Source organism: Halorubrum gandharaense, from assembly GCF_054654575.1.
In genome coordinates, this window is the sequence record NZ_BAAIET010000001.1 from 1,532,470 (window position 1) to 1,550,809 (window position 18,340).

The following is an 18,340-nucleotide window of genomic DNA, read 5'->3' on the forward strand; positions in this document are numbered from 1 at the left end:
TGGGCCCGAGGGGCGTTAACGTTACTCCGATTCCGCCGGGGCGGGAAGCTCGTGCCGGCGGTCGCCCCCGCTCACTCAAGCGCGTCGTGCAGCGTCTCCTGCACGTCGGCGGCGTCGACGGGCGCCCACAGCTCCACGTCGTAGGTGACGTCGAGGAGGTCCTCCTGTCGCTCCGTCTCGCCGGCGGCGACGGCGGCCTCGGCCTCCTCGCGCAGCCGGTCGAGCACGCGCTCGGCGACCGCCTCGCGGTCGACCGTCCGGTCGCCAACGTCGAGGATGTGCGGGAGGTCCTCGGCATTCGGGGGCAGCGAGGGGAATGCGGCGGGGCCGACGGCGAGGTAGGTGGCGTCTGTGTCCGCGTCGGCGTCCGCATCTCCCCCGGACACAAGCGACGCCGGCGCCTCGACGAGGTAGTACTCGGCCAGTCCGGCGTCGATGGCGGCGGCGATGGCGTCGTCGTCGACCTCCGCACGCGCTTTGAACGCCAGCTCGGAGAGCGCGTCCGACAGCTCCTCGCGGGTGAGCGCGCCGAACAGGTCGACGACGCCCGCGAGGTCGTCCCGGGCGGCGACGCTGGGGGTATCGTCGGAGGACTCGGCCTCACCATTGCCGCCGACCTCCCTGTCCTCTCCGCCGTTTTCACTCATCGCGCACCTCCGCGAGGTCCTCGCGGGCGGCGGCGGCCACGTCCGCCGGCGACACCGGCGCGTCGCTCCACGGCGGGAGTCGCGTGTCGGTGCCGGGCTCGCTCACGGCGTCGGCGTAGGTGTCGACCTGCGATAGCTCGTCCTCCCGATCGTAGTCGAGCCCGTTGAACGCGGCGTCGGTCCCGTAGCTCCGCACGAGTCGCTCGGCCGCCTCGCGGTAGGCGTCCGTCAGTCCGTCGGTGTTGACGCACACGCCGTGGTCCGTGACCGCGCGGAGGGTCGCCTCGCCGACGGCCTCGCTCATGTCCGCGAGACCGGTGGGTCCGTCGACGGAGCGGTGGTCGTGCTCGTACCGGCCGAGGTCGACCTGCGCGCTCCCGTCGAAGCCGGCGTGGGCGTACGCCTCGCCCAGGGTTCCCACCTCCAGTCCCCAGCCACGCTGAAGCCGAAGCTCGCTCACGAGGTCGCTCGTCGCCGCGAACTCGCCGGCGAGGGCGTAGCGGAACGCCTCCAGATATTCCACGACGGGCTCGTCGTGTCGCTCCGCAAGCGCCCGGACCAGCGGCCGGTAGAACAGCCGGAACAGCCGGCCGTACAACGACCCGTCCTCCACCCGGGCGTAGTACCCCTTCGAGAAGTCGTACCCCTGCCCGAGCGGGAACAGCAGGCGGTTGACGAACGCCGGCGAGTAGGTCTTCGTGTCCGCATCGTGGACGACGACGTACTCCTCCGAGAGCGCGCGCCCGAGCGCGATCCACACGTCGCGGCCCTTTCCGCGCTCGCCGTTGACACCCGATTCGCGCAACAGCTCGGTGAGTCGCGGGCCGTCACACCATAGCGCCTCCACGTCCAGATCGAACTCGTCGAGCCAGTCGGCGAATCGGCCCGCCCGCTCGGCCGGCGCGCGCAGCGGCACGACGACCCGCGCAGGGTCGACCGTCTCCAGCGCGGAGAGGACGCGCTCGGCGGCGAGCGTCCCGTACTCCCGTTCGGTCATCGGGACGACCACGGCTGCGCGATCCGTCGGGGCCGCCGGTCGGGCGTCCGTCAGCGCGTGGAGGGTCGTCACGCGCTCCTGAACGTACTCCATTACCGAAATGGAGGGTGAGCGGCGCCTAAATACGCACGATACCCGTCGGAGCTTCCGGTTGGGAACTGGCGTGCGGTTTCGGTGTCGCCGACCGCGCTACCCCGCGGCGCCGCCGGGCACATATCCGTCGTCGTCGGGCATCATGAACTCGTCGACGCCCACATCCTGAACTTGATCGAGTTTCAGTGAATGAACGTTTTTTATTCCTTTTCCACCACAAACGCATTAAGAGATCGAGAACCATCTGGGATAATAACGCAATCCTCTGTTGCACTATGTCCAACATTTGGAGGTAATTCAACATCAAATAGTTCGTAAACGGCCCCATTATCTCTATTAACATGTGCTGCACCGGAAACCGATGACACCGTTATTAATTCGCCATTTGAGTATTGATTAGGGATCTCGCCTCTAGCCGCGGGTCGATCCGTTGTCGTCCAAATTTCCTCACCATCTGAAAGATCATATAAGTGTAAACCTTCTCCATCTTGATAATATAAGTCCTCCTCAACAACTGCGACTTCTGCTGTTCCATCAGTCTCGACTTGTTGCTTAGTTTCACCGTCTTCAATATCCAAGAAGTGAATCCTTTCATCATCAGCGGAAAATACTACTACGTCGTCCAAGATATGCAAGCTGTCGGATTTAATATCTCCTGGGGCCTGTTCATGCCATATTTCTTCACCGTCTAGTTGATCAACGGCATATATTTCAGATCCTCCAATTCCAATAATTTTCGTACCAGATGCTACTGGAGGAGTTCCATAAGAAGAGGCACTGTACTCCCAATTGATTTCCCCCGTTTCTATGTCAATGGATTTGATACCTCCTCGTGCAGTAAATAGTCCGTTATCAGTGACGGTGTGCGCCCTTCTTAAATCCTCTTGCTCCCAAACGACACTTCCATCTGATTTATCCAGTGCGTATACCGAGAAGCCATCCGAATCAGCACGTGTGAACACATAATCTTCACCTATAGCGGGCGGGTAGATTGAACCTGATAAACTATCAAATTGAAAGTCCCATAATACTTCCCCAGATGTTAATTCAATAGCGTACAATCGCCTGTCGTCATTGTATACATAAACAACCTCATCCCTAATTATGGGTGTTGAATTAAATGTGTTTTCGGCCTCAAATGTCCATGATTCAGTTATCTCGACTGATGGCGCTCTTTCTTCCTCGGTTTCATTTTCGGCATCTGGTTCAGATTGTTCACTTTCGGTATTTGGACTAAAACAACCGGCGGTTGCTACTGTGGCTCCTATTGATCCAGTTGTAGCCAAAAATTCACGACGGTTTGTCATATCCGCAGATATGCCTAGGTGTAAAAAAGTCTGTGGAAACTTGAACGTGATATCCGCCGATCTAATAGTAACTGAGGCGGTGGTGCAGAAGCCTTCACAAGGAAGTGGTAGGACGAGTTTGATGTGTCCAGCAGCAAAGCCGTCCTACCGGGTAACGATACGGTCGCACAGCTTTTCAAAGCTCTGGAGACAGAGACAACAGCACTTCTTAAGCCGCTTGATCTCTCGTTTCTCACAGACTACCCCGTGTTCGCCCCCGATTCGAGGGGGCGAACACGTGTACACGACCCCCCAGAATTACTGAAAGGTGTCCTCCATTGCTTCTACCGCGATATCTACGGACTTCGGCCAATGGAGCGAGAGCTACGGAACGAAGATGTCTGGCGCCAATGTGGATTCGACCGACCACCGTCTCGGTGGACGCTCGATCGGTTCATCACTGACTTCGCAGTCGTTGCAGAAGAGGTGTTTATCGAGTTAGTCCACGAGCTTGCCGAGCAAGTCCCGCTCGGCAAGCTCTTCCGAATCGATGGTACTGATATTCCGGTTAGTCAGCGTGATGAAGACGCTCAGTGGAACTACGATCACACTGACGATGACTTCTATTACGGCTATGGATGCTGTGTAGTGACCGCAGCAAACAACATTCCGATTGCAGCAGCGTTCACGTCCGGAAAGAAGGTTGACCAGGAGACGGCGATGCGCGTCACGCGTGACGCGCTCGCCGTTGAAACCCCACGGTGGATGGTTGGTGACTCCGAGTTTGACATGCTGAACTGGCACGACCACCTGCTGGCGCAGGCGGTCGTGCCGGTTGCACCGTACAATCCACGGAATACTGACGATCCGCTAGATATCGAATACCGGGTTGAAGACCGAATCAAAGAGTATAGCGAGACAGTCCGTCTTCGGCAGCGTCAGCTCGACGAAACGTATTCACAGCGATCGCGTGTTGAAACGGCGATCGGCGTCTGCAAGGATCTCGGCCTCGGATCCCCACGGGTCCGAGGCCGAGTCAGAGTCAAATCGCACGTCTTCCTTACTCTTTGCCTCCGGGTTGCCGTTGCGCTCACTAACCACCATCGAGGAAACGATGTCGCTAGCTCAACGATCACGCTATGAGAACTGTTCTGCACCACCGCCAGTAACTGAGATTGGTAGACTCCCCAGATGTAGGTTATTTCTCCGGAAACACAGCTATGCAGCCTTAATTATGCATTAAAATTGTAATATAGCCTCCACGCATGATAACTCACCACAATAGTTGTATAATTATCTTTTTGCTTCTGCACCTTTGACCAGTTTTTGTGAATCATCGGACTAATACACGATTGTGGAAAATGCTGGGAGTCCTTTTTATGTCTCTTATAATAATCCTACTCGTAGGTACAACTGCTCCTGTAATAGCTGAGGATGATATTGACACATCGAACGTGGAGATCGGCGAGGTGACTACTGCTTCTGAGGCAACAGTAGGTGAACAGGTCGAAATATCGTCTTCTGCAGCTATACCACAGTTACCAGCGGATTGGTCTGCTGACCTTGAATTCCATCTTTATGTGGATAACGAACAGATGACAACTCAAGAAATTAGCCTTGAAGATGGTGAGTCAGTAGATGTTGAAGTTTTATATGCGTTCGAGGAACTCGGAGACAAAGAACTCTATTTCCAAGTTGAAGGTGAAGTAGAACGAGAAGGCACTGTAACCACCCAGACGGCGACCGTAGATAGAACCACAGAGACCAGGTCGATTCAGATCACGCCGGAAACAACAAAGATGGACGGTGCGATTTTCACTGCTCCGGAAGCTTTGCAAGATGATATTGAGGAAACAAGACAACAGGATTCGCATGACTTGGGACATCAGAGCTTTGTGCTTGCCTCGGATGACGGGCTCTATATCGTATTCTCTGATGAATATCCACGAGAGGGAGTAGCAGTCGTAGAAGGACTTTCACCTGATGTCGATGTAATTGAACACGGCGATTTAGAGTTTGAAACGCTAGTAGCAACCAACGTTGAGTTTCGGGACCCCACGGTTGAGAGTGTTACTGAAGTATACGAGAACCCCGACGAATATAACGCAGAACACGTCGAGATTCAGGCTCACCACCGCAGCTTAGCCGTTGATGATGAAGGAATCCCACTCTCTACGACTGTTGGCGTACTCGTTGATGACCCTCTTGAATCCGGAGAGCTATTTGGATCTGTTGGCGAACATTCTCACTCAGCCCTTGACGATACTAGTGGGGATAATATTGGAGATATTCTTCAGTACTCTTCTCAACCACGGATCATCACAACCTCATTTGAGACACAATATTGGAAAGATAATGAAGCAACAGTTGATGGCATTGTGGTACCACCTCAGTCACCTGCCCGTGATTTCATAGGTGAATTCCAAGAAGAGGATACGATCCCTTCTCATGATAATGCGCCCCTTTTATACACTATCAATGAACAGCAGGACTCTACTCCAGTGTCGGATGCATCCGAACTATCAGAAAATATTGGAGCTTATGAAGGCAAAGTTGTTTCTTTAGAAACAAATCTCCACATGAATACAATCAGTAGCAAACGAGTCATAGAGTCATCAACTGGCACTCAACTCCCGCCTGTTGATGTCGTTCTTCATGGAGGGGTTGCTTGGGATCAAGCCCCTAATAACCAAGATGATCTAGTGATGATCATGGGCGCATCGTCTGTAGCCCAAGATGTTCTAGCCGATATAAAACAGGGAGAGTATGAGGTGACCGGTGAGGTAGTTTCGACAAACAAAATTGAGGGTGATCTCCCTACTGGATATATTCTGATGGTATATGACGCTGAAAGGACAGGTGATCTCGGGACACCTACAATAGATGACAATATTGAACAACAGAGTTTATCAATATCTGAAGTTCTTGAGCAGCAAGCTGATCCTGAGGTAGATGCATCGGTTGTCGCAGAAGAGGCAGCGGAACAGGACGAGCAAACTGATGAAGAAGACGAAGAAGGAGAAGACACAGTGGAAGAAGAGCGGGCAACCGAAGGCAACGACGATCAACAAGAAGAAGATAGTCAAGACTCGAACGAAACAGACGACGATGCGCCCGGATTTGGCCTATTAACCGGACTATGGACCATAACTGGTGCAGTCTATTTACTCAAACGTCGAGTGAAGAAATATAACCAAGAATAGAATAAACTGATCCTTCCCGATTCGGGGAGGGTCAAGTGGAAGATGTCTCCTGTATCTCTCTTACTGGCAGGATATTGGGTTGCCAATTGCCAGTCCCAATCACTCAACCATTGCACCGATCCTTGCGTTTGGAGAGTGACTTTCAAAACTGCCTACTGATACCGTTGGCTGTATAGTCGCTGAGTGCAGCCGGGTGCGCCGGCGCTCTGACGCAGTGCTCCAGCTGCTCTCTGTTCGAGACTCCGACGTGATCACCCTGGCGACTCGGACACATGGAGCGGCCAGCCGAGATGTACTTGAAGTTAGTTCTGGTGGGACATCATCTTCAAATTTTGGTTCTGTATCAAATCCCTCCGATTAGACAACTGTGTCCACTTCCAGTTTCACTTCCAATCTGTCGGTCAGCTGGGGATCGGTCGGGAGTTGGTATCGCCGACCGCGCTATCCCGCCGCCCCACCGGGCACGTACCCGGCGCGATCGAGGAGGCCGTAGGTGGCGATGAGCCCGGCGAGCGCGGCGGCGAGCCCGAGGAAGACGGCGTCGTAGGTGAGGCCGGCCTCGATCGCGATGCCGACGACCCACGAGCCGGCAGCCTGCGTCGTCATCATGCCGGCCGAGAAGACGGCGTACGCCGACGCGCGGCTCTCGTCGGGCAGCGAGTCGAGCAGGTAGGTGTCGCCCGCCGGAAACAGCATGTGGATGGCGAAGCCGACGAGGAGGCTGGCGACGACGATGGTCACGAGCCCCTGCGCAAGCACGACGAGGACGACGCTGGCGACGAACGCCGTGAGGATCGCGAGGATGTAGGGCACGTGCGGGTACCGGTCGGCTAGCCGCCCGGAGACGAGGAACGCGGGGACGCCGGCGGCGAAGACGACTGTAAGAAGATTGCGCGCAGTGGCCGTGGGAAGCCCCTTGTTCACCATGTACAGCTCGTAGAAGTTGAACAGCCCCTGCCAGACGAAGCTCGCCAGTCCCATCAGGACCACGCCGGCGACGATGATCCGCCACTCCGCGAGCGCGCCGCCGAGGAAGTCGGTGTCGTCGCGGCCGGCCTCGGGCAGGTCCGTGCGGCGGGCGAGCAGGACGAACAGGACGGTCGTCGCGGCCGCGGCCAGCGCGAGCCCGACGAACGCGTAGCGCCAGTCGTACCAGAGCACGACGGTGACGACGGGGGCGGCGGCGACGGCGGCCAGCTGGCTCGCCATGCCGTGGACGCCCATCACCCGGCCGACGCGGGTGGGAAACAGCTCGGAGACGAACGGGTTCGCGGCGACGAAGTAGACGCCGCTGCCGATGCCGACGAGGAACGCGGCGACCATCAGCGCCCGCACGTCGGGCGCGAGCGCGACGCCGAGCGCGCCGAGCGTCAGCATGGTGCCGGAGGCGATGATCACCCGGGTCCGCGAGACGCGCGTGAGCACCCAGCCGGTCGGAATACGGGGTGAGGCGGAGCCGAGCCACGCCAGCGTGACGATGAGCCCGGCGGTCCCCTCGCGGATCGCGAACTCGTCGATGAACTCGCCAACCAGCGGCGCGAACACCACGCGCGCGAAGTTGACGAGAAAGACGAGGCCGCAAAGCGAGCCGAACAGCCGGGTACGGGACACGGCGGCGGTTCGTCGCCGGCGTCAACAAGGGTTGCGAATCCGGTCGGCGGGCGCCGGCCGCAGGACGGTTTCCCGTCGGCGGACTGCGGGCGGGGTTTTTATCCCACCCGCCGTCCAACCCGGGGATATGAAATCAACTCGGAAGGCGCTCCGCGACGGCGACCTGTCCAAGGACACCTACGAGCGGCTCAACTGCGCCGAGTGCGACCAGGTGCTCAAAAAGGAGAACCCGCCGGACGAGGTGTTCGCCATCCGCCGCTGTCCGGAGTGTGGCGACGAGTACAAGGAACTCCGCTGAGCGGCTCTTTTTTGCCTCCGTTGGCATCTCCGCGCCGGATTTGACTGGAGTGAGATAGCGATCGGTGGAGAGTGCTTGCTGAACGACATCGGGAGTGAGTATTGCAATTCGTCGCCGGCGGTAGGGTATATAGACGGTCGAGAGTGGCGGTGACGCTCTCCTTATAAACGAAGATGCGGTGCGGTGGCGCGCCCGGCGAGCGCCCAGCGGGTGCTCGCCGGCGCGCGAGGGAGTCGTCGCCGGAGGCGACGACGAGGCTGGGGAGGCGTGAGGTGCGGTTGCGGAGCGGTGCGGGGGCGGGACTCAAAGGGGCAGCCGGCTCCGGGAAGACGGGCGACGTAAGCACTTATCAGGGCGTCGGGCTGTGCGGAGAGACGCCCTGATGAGCGCGCAGCGAGCCCCTCGACCGGAGCCGGCTGGGGCTTTGGAGGTGGTCCTCACATGTGCAGAACCAGCAACTCACCGAACAAACTCTGCTTATAAACAAGAGACGGAACGATCCACGACCCGCTTATAAACGCCGCACCCGCTCACGTACAACACCTACTTCCGCTATCACGCATTGAAGAAGCCGGACTGCCAGAATGCGAATCGGAGTTGTAACTGTCCGCGGCGTTGAATAGCTCCGTTCTCGTATCACTCCGACTCGAAGACGGCGTCGAACGCCTTCGCGCCGAGCGGGTCGAACGTGCCCGCCGCGACGTTCTCACGGAGGTGTGCGAGGTCGCTCGCACCGACGAGCGCGCAGGTGACGCCCGGCGCGCTCCGCGCGAAGTTGAGCGCCCGCTGGGCGAACGTGTCGCCGGAGAGCTCGCCGTCGACCCCCGACGGAATCGCGCCCTCGTTCGCGAGCTCGCCCTGCCCGATGCTCGCGCTCGTGAACACCGAGAGGCCGGCCTCGTGAGCGAACTCCAGCGTGGAGACCGGGGCATCGCCGTCCCCACCGCCGTCCGCACCCTCGCCCGCCATCGGCTGATTCGCCCGCGTGAACGCGTCCGCCATCGCGACGTTAAATGGGAGCTGGACCGCCGCGAACCCGTGGTCGTCGTCCGGGCCGACCACCTCGCCGGCCGCCTCGGCGCGCGCCAACACCGCGGGCAGCGAGAGGTAGTCGTCGGCGTCCGGCCCGACGCGGAACGCGTTCCACGTCGCGACGCCGTACCGGCCGATGTCGCCCGCGAGCCGGCGGCGCTCCAGCCGCTCGAAGGCCGCCTCCAGCCGGTCGTACACCGCATTCTCGTCCCGCGCCAACAGCTGCGTCTCCGGATTGTGGACGTAGTAGCAGTCGACCGTCTCCAGCCCGAGGTTCGACAGCGACCGGTCGAGCGACCACTCCAGATAGTCGGGGTCGAGCGTGTGGCTGCCCCGGACGAGTTCGTCGGGGTCGACCAGCCCGGACTCGACGAACTGCTCGCGGACGTACGCGGAGGGGTCGTCCGGGCGCTCGCCGTCGAACGGGAGGAACCCGCCCTTCGTTGCCACCACGACTGCCTCGCGGTCGACGGGCGACGCCCGGAGCGCATCGCCGACGACGCGCTCGGAGCGCTCACACCGGTAGTTGATGGCGGTGTCGAGGACGTTCACGCCCGAGCGGAGCGCGAGGGCAACCGCCTCGCGGTAGGCGTCGTCGACCGCGTCCGTCGGCTCGCCGAGGTAGGTGCCGAGCCCGATGCTGGAGACGACGCCCGGCCCGAACCGGCGGAAGTAGGTGCGGCCGAACGCGTCGCCGAACTCGTTGCGGTAGTTCCAGAGGGCTTCGCGGGTCGCCATTGGCGGAAGTGAGGGCGGCGGCGCCTAAAAACGCCGCGCGACGCTACTCTCCCTGCTTCAGCCGCTCGACCTCCTCGCGGAGCTCGCCCAGCTGCTTGCGGGTGTCGTACACGAAGTAGACGCCAGCGGCGAGAACGAGAAGCGGGACGAATCCGAACAGGCCGAAGATCATGAGGAGGATCAGCAGTTCGGGACCGGCGGGGATTCCCTGTGCGAGCACCGGAGAGGCGGAGATCGTAGGCGATACCAGTGCGCCGAGCGCGTCGAGTGCGGGAGGGACCATACGCTACGCCCTCGCGGGCGCCTCAAAAAGCTCCCGACGCGCGCGCGACCCCGCGCTCACGTGTCCACGAAGTCCCCGAGATTCGCTTGGAGCCCGGCGGCCATCGTCGACTTGCGTCGGAGCCGTGCAAGCGAGACGGGGAGGTGTTCGGTCACGCCGCGGACGGCCTCGCCGAACGTCTCGGCGGTGCCGTGTTCGCCCTCGAAGGCGTTGCGCACGCCCTCGCGCACCTGCCAGACGCCGACGGGGCCCCAGTACTCGTCGGAGACGTGTCGCAGAACGAGCGCCTTCGCCTGCCGGCCGCGGTCGTTCAGGTGTTCGAGGACGCCGAGCCGGGCGGCGTAGTAGGCGCCGGCGGTCTCCTCGACGTAGCCGGTCCGTCCCTCGCGACCCTCGCTGGCGGCGGCGAGGTAGATGCCCGCTTGCGGGTCGGGGTTCCAGACGGAGCCCGGCGCCTTCATCTCGACGAGCTCGTACTCCCACCGGCCGGGAACGAGAACAACCCAGTAGGCGTTGCCCATGTACTCGTTGCGGTGGACCTCGATCCGGTCGACGGTCGGGTTGTCGCGGATCGACCCACGGACGAACTGGCCGACCGTGTCGTCGACGGCGGTGATCGACCACCGCGTCGGCACGAGCCGGCGGTTCTCACCCTGCCCGAGCGCGCCGGCCGAGAGGATCGTGTTGATCTCGTACACGTCGAAGCCGCGGCGGTAGAGGTAGTTCATCGCCCCCTGCGCCTGCCAGTCGTCGTCCTCCAGCGTCTTCTTCACCGGGCGCGGGACGTGAGGGTTCTCGCCGAGCTCGGCGCTTCTGGCGTGCGCACGCGGTCCCACGGGCGCGCCCACGTCGTCCACATCCACGTCGAGGTCGAGCGCCGAGTCGAGGCCGATCTCCACGTCGACGGGACGGTCGGCGATCGCGACCTCGCGCTGGGTGCCGAGCCAGCCGTCCCACGCGTCGTGGACGCTCGTCCCGTCGCCGGCGCCCACGTCGTCGACGCTGACGCCGCGGTTGGAGTTGAGCAGTCCCGTCCGGCGCTCGAACACGTCGCCAATGGAGACGCCCTCGTCGTACCACGCGCCGGAGGTGCGGAAGCGCTCGGCGTCGCTCTCCCGACCCACCGGCGAGAGGATGCCGGTCGAGACGTTGGGGTAGTCGCTCCGTCCGACGAAGATGGAGGGGGAGACGGAACCGACCAGCGAGTCGCCCGAGAGGGCGTCGTCGAACCGGTCCTGGAACGTGTCGAGATGGTCGAGGATAGCGTAGTCCTTCTCCTCGACGAGGCGCCGTCGCTCGGCGCGCTCGTTCCGCTCGAACGCCACGAACTCGTCGAGCCGCATTACCGGGAAAAGACGCCGCGGACGCTTGAAGGTTGCTCGGTGGGAGGAGGTGACGGACGGTGTCGACCCCGTCGGCCGATACGCGAAAAGAACGGTGTCGAGAACTAGCTGTGGATCCCCATCGCCTCGATCTGCTCTTGGTAGCGGTTGCGGATGGTGACCTCAGTCACCTGCGCGACATCCGCGACCTCGCGCTGGGTCTTCTTCTCGTTACAGAGCAGCGAGGCGGCGTAGATGGCGGCGGCCGCGTAGCCCGTCGGGGATTTTCCGGATAGCAGCCCTTTCTCGGCCGTCGTCTCGATGATCTCGTTGGCCTTCGCTTGCACCTCCTCGGAGAGCTCCAGCTCCGAGGAGAACCGGGGGACGTACTTCTTGGGGTCGACCGGGCGCATCTCCAGGCCGAGCTCCTGGGAGATGTAGCGGTACGTCCGGCCGATCTCCTTACGGTCGACCCGGGACACGTCGGAGATCTCCTCAAGCGACCGGGGGATCCCCTCCTTGCGACAGGCCGCGTACAGCGCGGCCGTCGAGACGCCCTCGATGGAGCGGCCGCGGATGAGGTCCTCCTTCAGCGCGCGGCGGTAGATGACGGAGGCGACCTCGCGCACGGAGCGGGGGACGCCGAGCGCGGACGCCATCCGGTCGATCTCGGAGAGCGCGAACTGGAGGTTGCGCTCGCCGGCGTCCTTCGTCCGGATCCGCTCTTGCCACTTGCGCAGCCGGTGCATCTGTGACCGCTTCTTCGAGGAGATGGAGCGCCCGTAGGCGTCCTTGTCCTTCCAGTCGATCGTCGTCGTCAGCCCCTTGTCGTGCATCGTCTTCGTTGTCGGGGCGCCGACGCGCGACTTCGACTGCCGCTCGGAGTGGTTGAACGCGCGCCACTCCGGACCGGGGTCGATCTGCTCCTCCTCGATAATGAGCCCGGTTTCCTCGTGTATCAGCTCCCCGTCGGCCGTCCGCGTCAGGTCCTCAGGGTCCAGTTCCTCCGGATCGAGCTCGTCCGGATCCAGTTCCTCTATCTCCGTCGTCTCCTCCTGTTCAGTGTCCCCCTCCGCCCCCTGCCGCGTGCGCTGTCGGTCGTGGTCCCGCTGACGGGTAGGCCGTGTCATCGCATTTATATACTATCTAAACCAATTGACTTAAATCTTCGCGGTGGGGTGAGTTCGTCGGCGTCGACGGACAGCCCTTTGCTTCGTCGGTGCGGAGGTGCGAAGGATGCCGACGATCGACTGTGACCCGGCTGCCGCAAAGGAGCGTCTGGAGGCTGCGGGCATCCGGATCGAGCCGGGAAACACCGACCACGAACGGTGGCGCGCCGAGCGCGACGGCGCCGTCGCCGTCGCCTACGACGACAAGGTGGTCGTTCAGGGAAGCGACCCCACCCGTCTCGTCGGGGTTTTAAAAGAGGGCGGCGGGCGGGCCCACGTCTACTTCGACGGCGCCTGCCGCGGGAACCCGGGGCCGGCGTCCGTCGGCTGGTGTCTCGTCACCAGCGACGGCGTCGTCGCCGAGGGCGGCGAGCGCATCGGGCGAGCGACCAACAATCAGGCGGAGTACGCGGCGCTGATTCGGGCCTTGGAGGCCGCCGACGACTACGGGTTCGACGAGGTCGACGTGCGCGGCGACTCGCAGCTGATCGTCAAGCAGGTGCGCGGCGAGTGGAACGCCAACGATCCCGAACTGCGCGAAAAGCGAGTTCGCGTCCGCGAGCTACTGGAGCGCTTCGACCGCTGGTCGCTCGCACACGTTCCGCGGGAGATAAACGAGCGCGCCGACGAACTGGCGAACGAGGCACTCGATGACCGAAACTGACGAGTCCGACGGACGCCGCACCGACGACGGAGGCGAGCGCGAGGAGCCACCCGAGTGGGCGAAGGAGCGTGCACGGGAGCTCGCTGCCGCAACCGACGCCGACGATGCTGACGGAGAGGGCGACGAGAACGGAACGGACGACGAACCCGAGCGAGCGCCCGACGTCCCCGTCGACGTGGTCGACGAGGCGGAGCGACTCACCCGGCTCGCCCGGGAGGCGGAGGCTGCTGACGGGGCCGAAACCGAAGCGGCCGCCGAGCTCTACCGTGAGCGTCGCGACGAGCTCGTGAACGGGCACGGCTACGAACCCCGGATCCGGGACGAGGACGACACGCTCGTGCTCTATCCCGCGGAGTGGGTGGACGACGACACCGTCCGCTTCGACCGCATCGAGAACACCGACCGCGCCGTCGAGGTGTCGCTGTCGGGCGCGGGCGACACCGACCGCTACCGTGCCGTGGCCGACTACAACGAGGCCGTCGCCGACGCCGTCGCCGAGGCGCACGGCGAGGTCCACGGCGACAACGCCCGGCGCTTTGCCGAGTTCATGAGCAACCACTACGTCCGCGAGGTGGACGACGCCACCCCCGACATGCGGGCGGAGTTCCGCGAGGAGTACTTCCCCCGGAACGCCTGGCCCACCGACGAACAGCAGGCGGAACTCGAGCGCTCGCTGGAGCTGGTTCGACAGGTTGCGGCGGACGTGACTGACCCGGCATAAGCGCGGGCGTGAACGGCGGCATCTCAGGGGATGACCGGCGTCTCGCGGGTGGTCGCCGGCGACTTTTTGCAGATCGACAACTGCGCTGCTGCCGGGGAGTGAGAAAACGGAGAAACGGGGCCGCGCTTACAGTTGGTCGTCGACGATCGAGCGAACGTCGTCGGCGCGCGCCTCATCGGTGACGTAGCGCTCCAGCACCCACTCCAGCTGGTCGAGCACGGTGGCGCGCCCGGCCTCGGTGAGCGCGTACTGGTTCGTGCGCTTGTCGAGCTCGCTCTTCTCGACGAGCCCCATCTCGACGAGATCGTCGAGGTTGGGGTAGAGACGCCCGTGGTTCACATCGGAGCCGTAGTAGTCCTCAAGCTCGCGTTTGACCGCGAGTCCGTACATCGGCTCCTCCGAAAGGATGCTGAGAATGTTCTGCTGGAACGCGGTGAGGTCGCACGCCACGCCCGCACCGTCACTAACCGATCGTGCCTCTGACATGGTGGAGAACATGTCACCCGGACATATAACTGTTCTCAACGATTACCGCGTTTTGGGATTCGAATCTACCGATCCCAAACCGGAAGCGGGTTATAATCCCCTGATGAGACGCCGATTCCCGGGTAGTATCCCGGCTGAGATTCGCGGATCAACCGTGAGTAAAGAACGGCCGATAATCGATCATCCGTTGTCTTACTCGGCCGGTCAGTCGTGGTATCGCATGCCGACCGCCGGCGTCACGCACGCCGCACGCGCTACCGACAGTACGGCGTAGCGCCATGCATCCGCACGCGTCAGGCACGTCCGGCGGCCGATAACGGCACCGCGGGCGGTCCACACGGACGACGACCCGAAAGGATTTTGCCCGAGTTGGTCGGACGAACGCTCACATGACGAACCTCTGGGAGGACCTCGAAACGGGGCCTGACGCCCCCGACGAGATCTACGCAGTCGTTGAGTGCCTGAAAGGCGAGCGCAACAAGTACGAGTACGACAAGGACATCCCCGGCGTCGTGCTCGACCGCGTGCTCCACTCGAACGTCCACTACCCGTACGACTACGGCTTCATCCCGCAGTCGTACTACGACGACGAGGACCCCTTCGACGTGATGGTGCTCGTCGAGGACCAGACGTTCCCCGGCTGCGTGATCGAGGCGCGCCCCGTCGCGCTCATGCGAATGGACGACGACGGCGAGCAGGACGACAAGGTGATCGCGGTGCCGACCGAGGACCCCCGGTTCGACCACATCGAGGATCTCGGGGACATCCCCCAGCAGATTCTCGACGAGATTGACGAGTTCTTCGCGACCTACAAGAACCTCGAAGCGGGCAAGGAGGTCGAAACGCTCGGCTGGGAGGATAAGGCCGCGGCAAAGGACGCGATCGAGCACGCACAGGACCTCTACGCCGAACACTTCGAGTAGTCGCATCGGGTGTCCGTCAAGCACTCGCCGGGCGCTCGCCGGGAGCACGCCAAGCGCGCGTCAAATCGCGCAGATCCGCCTCCAGCGCCCGACGCCCCCGGCGGACGCGTCGTGTTCATGCCCGCCGTGCATCCGATCGACACTGTTGACGCGTAGCGCGCATGCTGATAACCAGCGCGTATGGCTCGCCCGCCGGGCGATGCGTTATGCCCATGGGTAATTTTTAGGGTGCTCGTCCCGTCGTTTCGAACACGATGGCAGCACGCACTCCACCCGTCGGGATCGACCACCCAACCGTCGTGCCGACCAACTTCGACCCCGATACGGACGCTGACGAGGGCCGCGACGCCGAGTGAGGACGCCGGCGCGCTCGTGCTCGTCGTCGACCGCTCGTGGCCCGTTTGTCGCCCGTTCATCGCCCTTTTGTCGCCCGTTCATCGCCCTTTTTGAGACTCATCAAAAGTACCACTCGAAGCCGAGTGAGCGTTGCTACGGCGTTGCACGGGTCGGAAGCTTCATACGTCGTCTCGCGGATTCACAGACATACGAATGGCAGTACTCTGGCTGGACGAAGTCGACGCCGACGATGTCGGAACCGTCGGTGGTAAGGCCGCCTCGCTGGGTGAACTCATCGGCGCGGGACTCCCCGTGCCGCCCGGATTCGTCGTCACGGCCGGAACGTACCGCACGTTCATCGAGGAGGCCGGGATCGACGAGGAGCTGTTCGCGGCGGTCGACGTCGACCCCGAGGACTCCGCCGCGCTCCGCGAGGCGGAAGCGCGCGCCGAGGAGCTGATCCTCGGCACGGAGTTCCCGGAGTCCGTCCGCGAGGAGGTGCTCGAAGCGTACCGCACGATGGGCGAGGACGGCGAGGAGGCGTTCGTCGCCGTGCGCTCGTCGGCGACCGCCGAGGACCTCCCCGACGCCTCCTTCGCCGGCCAGCAGGAGACGTTCCTCAACGTCCGCGAGGAGAAACTGCTCGAACGCGTCAAGGAGTGTTGGGCCTCGCTGTTCACCCAACGGGCGATCTACTATCGCCAGCGCAAGGGGTTCCCGCACGCCGACGTGGACATCGCGGTCGTCGTCCAGCGGATGGTTGACGCCGACAAATCCGGCGTGATGTTCACGAGCCACCCCTCCTCGGGCGACCCACGCGTCATCATCGAGGCCGCGTGGGGGCTCGGCGAAGCAGTGGTTTCCGGCACCGTCTCGCCGGACAACTACGTCTACGACCGGGAGAGCCGCGCGGTCGACGACGTCACCGTCGCCGACAAGAAGGTCCAGATGGTCAAGGACCCCGAGACGGGCGAGACGACGAAGATCGACGTCGAGGAGGAGCGTCGCCGCGAGCGCGTCCTCTCGGACGCGGAGATCGAGGAGCTGGTCACGCTCGGCGAGCGCGTCGAGGACCACTACGACACCCCACAGGACGTCGAGTGGGCCATCTACGACGGCGACGTGTACATGCTCCAGTCGCGCCCGATCACGACGATCCAAGAGGGCGACGAGGAGGACGCCGCAGGGGCCGGCAGCGAGCCGAGTGGCGGAGAGGACGACGAGGCGGACGTACTCGTCCACGGACTCGGCGCGAGCCCCGGCGTCGTCTCCGGCAACGTCCGGATCGTCACCAAGCTCGACCATCTCGACCAGGTGCAGGAGGGCGACATCCTCGTCACCGAGATGACGATGCCCGACATGGTGCCGGCGATGAAACGTGCCGCCGGCATCGTCACCGACGAAGGCGGGATGACGAGCCACGCGGCCATCGTCTCGCGCGAGCTCGGCGTCCCCGCGGTCGTCGGCACCGGGACAGGAACCCGCGACCTCTCCGATGGACAGGAGATCACCATCGACGGTGACAAGGGAACCGTCCGCGCCGGCGCCACCGAACACGCCGAATCCGCCGAGGAGTTCGAGCCGGTGGAGGACGCCCGCCCGCAGACGCCCGTCAAGCCGATGACGGCGACGGAGGTGAAGGTGAACGTCTCCATCCCGGAGGCCGCCGAGCGCGCGGCGGCGACCGGCGCCGACGGCGTCGGGCTCCTCCGGATCGAGCACATGGTGCTCACGCTGGGCAAGACGCCCGAGAAGTACATCGCGGACCACGGCGCACGCGCCTACCAGAACGAGCTGGTCAACGGGATCCGCGGCGTGGCCGACGAGTTCTACCCGCGACCGGTCCGGGTGCGCACCATGGACGCGCCCACCGACGAGTTCCGCAAACTCGAAGGTGGCGAGGGTGAACCCGACGAACACAACCCGATGCTCGGCTGGCGGGGGATCCGTCGGAGCCTCGACAAGCCCGACGTGTTCCAACAGGAGTTGGCCGCCTTCGAGCGGCTCTTCGACATGGGCTACGACAACATCGAGCTGATGCTCCCGCTCGTCAACGACGCCGCCGACGTGGAGGCGGCAAAACGTCACATGCAGGAGGCCGGCATCGACACCGAAAAGCGGACGTGGGGGATCATGGTCGAAACGCCGGCGAGCGCGCTCCAGATCGAGGAGCTCGCCGGCGCCGGTATCGACTTCGCCTCCTTCGGCACCAACGACCTCACCCAGTACACGCTCGCCGTCGACCGCAACAACGAGCACGTTGCCGACCGGTTCGACGAGCTCCACCCCGCCGTGCTCCGGCTGATCGCGGACACCATCGAGACCTGCCGGGAGCTCGGTGTCGACACGAGCATCTGCGGGCAGGCCGGCTCGAAGACGGAGATGGTGGACTTCCTGGTCGAGGAGGGCGTCTCCTCCATCTCCGCGAACATCGACGCCGTGCGCGACGTGCAACACGAAGTGAAACGGTGTGAACAGCGGCTGCTGCTCGACTCCGTTCGCTGAGGCGGCGGGCCCGCAAACTTGCGGAC

General features: G+C 62.8%; 16 protein-coding genes. 7 read left to right on the top strand and 9 right to left on the bottom strand.

Annotated elements, in window-relative coordinates:
- Positions 1–71 precede the first annotated feature (71 nt).
- From ACYQ07_RS07330 to ACYQ07_RS07340, 3 genes are all read right to left on the bottom strand, one after another.
- Positions 72–647, bottom strand: coding sequence for a DUF7109 family protein (locus ACYQ07_RS07330; RefSeq protein ID WP_459879297.1), 576 nt, complete (start codon positions 645–647; stop codon positions 72–74).
- Positions 640–1,737: a glycosyltransferase family protein gene (locus ACYQ07_RS07335; protein ID WP_459879299.1), complete on the bottom strand. Its 1,098-nt coding sequence runs from the start codon at positions 1,735–1,737 to the stop codon at positions 640–642. Before ACYQ07_RS07335 ends, ACYQ07_RS07330 begins: the two co-directional genes overlap by 8 nt.
- 200 nt (positions 1,738–1,937) lie before the next feature.
- Positions 1,938–3,044 carry an outer membrane protein assembly factor BamB family protein gene (locus ACYQ07_RS07340; protein WP_459879301.1) on the bottom strand — a complete coding sequence of 369 codons (1,107 nt, stop codon included), beginning with the start codon at positions 3,042–3,044 and terminating at the stop codon, positions 1,938–1,940.
- Between the two features lie 123 nt (positions 3,045–3,167).
- On the opposite strand from ACYQ07_RS07340, the gene ACYQ07_RS07345 reads away from it, so the two are divergent.
- Positions 3,168–4,166, top strand: coding sequence for a transposase (locus tag ACYQ07_RS07345; RefSeq protein ID WP_459879303.1), 999 nt, complete (start codon positions 3,168–3,170; stop codon positions 4,164–4,166).
- Between the two features lie 185 nt (positions 4,167–4,351).
- Positions 4,352–6,226 carry a hypothetical protein gene (locus ACYQ07_RS07350; protein ID WP_459879305.1) on the top strand — a complete coding sequence of 625 codons (1,875 nt, stop codon included), beginning with the start codon at positions 4,352–4,354 and terminating at the stop codon, positions 6,224–6,226.
- Between the two features lie 441 nt (positions 6,227–6,667).
- Here ACYQ07_RS07350 and ACYQ07_RS07355 read toward each other — a convergent pair whose 3' ends face one another.
- Entirely contained in the window at positions 6,668–7,837 is a 1,170-nt protein-coding gene (locus ACYQ07_RS07355; protein ID WP_459879307.1) for an MFS transporter, read from the bottom strand.
- A 127-nt stretch (positions 7,838–7,964) separates the two neighbouring features.
- On the opposite strand from ACYQ07_RS07355, the gene ACYQ07_RS07360 reads away from it, so the two are divergent.
- Positions 7,965–8,135: an HVO_0758 family zinc finger protein gene (locus ACYQ07_RS07360; protein WP_459879309.1), complete on the top strand. Its 171-nt coding sequence runs from the start codon at positions 7,965–7,967 to the stop codon at positions 8,133–8,135.
- Positions 8,136–8,771: 636 nt separating this feature from the next.
- Here the strand turns inward: ACYQ07_RS07360 and ACYQ07_RS07365 are convergent.
- The 4 genes from ACYQ07_RS07365 to ACYQ07_RS07380 form a co-directional block, all read right to left on the bottom strand.
- Complete coding sequence (locus tag ACYQ07_RS07365; RefSeq protein WP_459879311.1) at positions 8,772–9,905, bottom strand: aldo/keto reductase; 1,134 nt, start codon at positions 9,903–9,905, stop codon at positions 8,772–8,774.
- 43 nt (positions 9,906–9,948) lie between these two features.
- On the bottom strand, positions 9,949–10,188 hold the full coding sequence (locus ACYQ07_RS07370; protein WP_459879313.1) for a preprotein translocase subunit TatA: 240 nt from the start codon (positions 10,186–10,188) through the stop codon (positions 9,949–9,951).
- A gap of 56 nt (positions 10,189–10,244) precedes the next feature.
- Complete coding sequence (gene nreA / locus ACYQ07_RS07375) at positions 10,245–11,531, bottom strand: DNA repair protein NreA (protein WP_459879315.1); 1,287 nt, start codon at positions 11,529–11,531, stop codon at positions 10,245–10,247.
- Between the two features lie 104 nt (positions 11,532–11,635).
- Positions 11,636–12,640: a transcription initiation factor IIB gene (locus ACYQ07_RS07380; protein ID WP_459879317.1), complete on the bottom strand. Its 1,005-nt coding sequence runs from the start codon at positions 12,638–12,640 to the stop codon at positions 11,636–11,638.
- Between the two features lie 106 nt (positions 12,641–12,746).
- Here ACYQ07_RS07380 and rnhA point away from each other — a divergent pair, with 106 nt between their 5' ends.
- Both rnhA and ACYQ07_RS07390 read left to right on the top strand, forming a co-directional pair.
- Positions 12,747–13,343: a ribonuclease HI gene (rnhA, locus tag ACYQ07_RS07385; RefSeq protein WP_459879319.1), complete on the top strand. Its 597-nt coding sequence runs from the start codon at positions 12,747–12,749 to the stop codon at positions 13,341–13,343.
- Positions 13,330–14,064, top strand: coding sequence for a DUF7108 family protein (locus ACYQ07_RS07390; protein ID WP_459879321.1), 735 nt, complete (start codon positions 13,330–13,332; stop codon positions 14,062–14,064). Before rnhA ends, ACYQ07_RS07390 begins: the two co-directional genes overlap by 14 nt.
- Before the next feature lie 126 nt (positions 14,065–14,190).
- On the opposite strand, the gene ACYQ07_RS07395 is transcribed toward ACYQ07_RS07390, so the two are convergent.
- Positions 14,191–14,550 carry a PadR family transcriptional regulator gene (locus ACYQ07_RS07395; RefSeq protein WP_459879323.1) on the bottom strand — a complete coding sequence of 120 codons (360 nt, stop codon included), beginning with the start codon at positions 14,548–14,550 and terminating at the stop codon, positions 14,191–14,193.
- Positions 14,551–14,939: 389 nt separating this feature from the next.
- On the opposite strand from ACYQ07_RS07395, the gene ACYQ07_RS07400 reads away from it, so the two are divergent.
- Together ACYQ07_RS07400 and ppsA are read left to right on the top strand one after the other, a co-directional pair.
- Positions 14,940–15,473, top strand: coding sequence for an inorganic diphosphatase (locus ACYQ07_RS07400; RefSeq protein ID WP_459879325.1), 534 nt, complete (start codon positions 14,940–14,942; stop codon positions 15,471–15,473).
- Positions 15,474–16,022: 549 nt separating this feature from the next.
- Positions 16,023–18,314, top strand: a complete 2,292-nt coding sequence (ppsA, locus tag ACYQ07_RS07405; protein ID WP_459879327.1) for a phosphoenolpyruvate synthase — start codon at positions 16,023–16,025, stop codon at positions 18,312–18,314.
- The last annotated feature ends 26 nt before the right edge of the window (positions 18,315–18,340 follow it).

Excerpts from the sequence above, each read along its gene's own strand:
- ACYQ07_RS07330 (WP_459879297.1), bottom strand. The coding sequence starts at position 647 with ATGAGTGAAAACGGCGGAGAGGACAGGGAGGTCGGCGGCAATGGTGAG.
- ACYQ07_RS07335 (WP_459879299.1), bottom strand. The coding sequence starts at position 1,737 with ATGGAGTACGTTCAGGAGCGCGTGACGACCCTCCACGCGCTGACGGAC.
- ACYQ07_RS07340 (WP_459879301.1), bottom strand. The coding sequence starts at position 3,044 with ATGACAAACCGTCGTGAATTTTTGGCTACAACTGGATCAATAGGAGCC.
- ACYQ07_RS07360 (WP_459879309.1), top strand. The coding sequence starts at position 7,965 with ATGAAATCAACTCGGAAGGCGCTCCGCGACGGCGACCTGTCCAAGGAC.
- ACYQ07_RS07365 (WP_459879311.1), bottom strand. The coding sequence starts at position 9,905 with ATGGCGACCCGCGAAGCCCTCTGGAACTACCGCAACGAGTTCGGCGAC.
- ACYQ07_RS07370 (WP_459879313.1), bottom strand. The coding sequence starts at position 10,188 with ATGGTCCCTCCCGCACTCGACGCGCTCGGCGCACTGGTATCGCCTACG.
- nreA (WP_459879315.1), bottom strand. The coding sequence starts at position 11,531 with ATGCGGCTCGACGAGTTCGTGGCGTTCGAGCGGAACGAGCGCGCCGAG.
- ACYQ07_RS07380 (WP_459879317.1), bottom strand. The coding sequence starts at position 12,640 with ATGACACGGCCTACCCGTCAGCGGGACCACGACCGACAGCGCACGCGG.
- rnhA (WP_459879319.1), top strand. The coding sequence starts at position 12,747 with ATGCCGACGATCGACTGTGACCCGGCTGCCGCAAAGGAGCGTCTGGAG.
- ACYQ07_RS07390 (WP_459879321.1), top strand. The coding sequence starts at position 13,330 with ATGACCGAAACTGACGAGTCCGACGGACGCCGCACCGACGACGGAGGC.
- ACYQ07_RS07395 (WP_459879323.1), bottom strand. The coding sequence starts at position 14,550 with ATGTCAGAGGCACGATCGGTTAGTGACGGTGCGGGCGTGGCGTGCGAC.
- ACYQ07_RS07400 (WP_459879325.1), top strand. The coding sequence starts at position 14,940 with ATGACGAACCTCTGGGAGGACCTCGAAACGGGGCCTGACGCCCCCGAC.
- ppsA (WP_459879327.1), top strand. The coding sequence starts at position 16,023 with ATGGCAGTACTCTGGCTGGACGAAGTCGACGCCGACGATGTCGGAACC.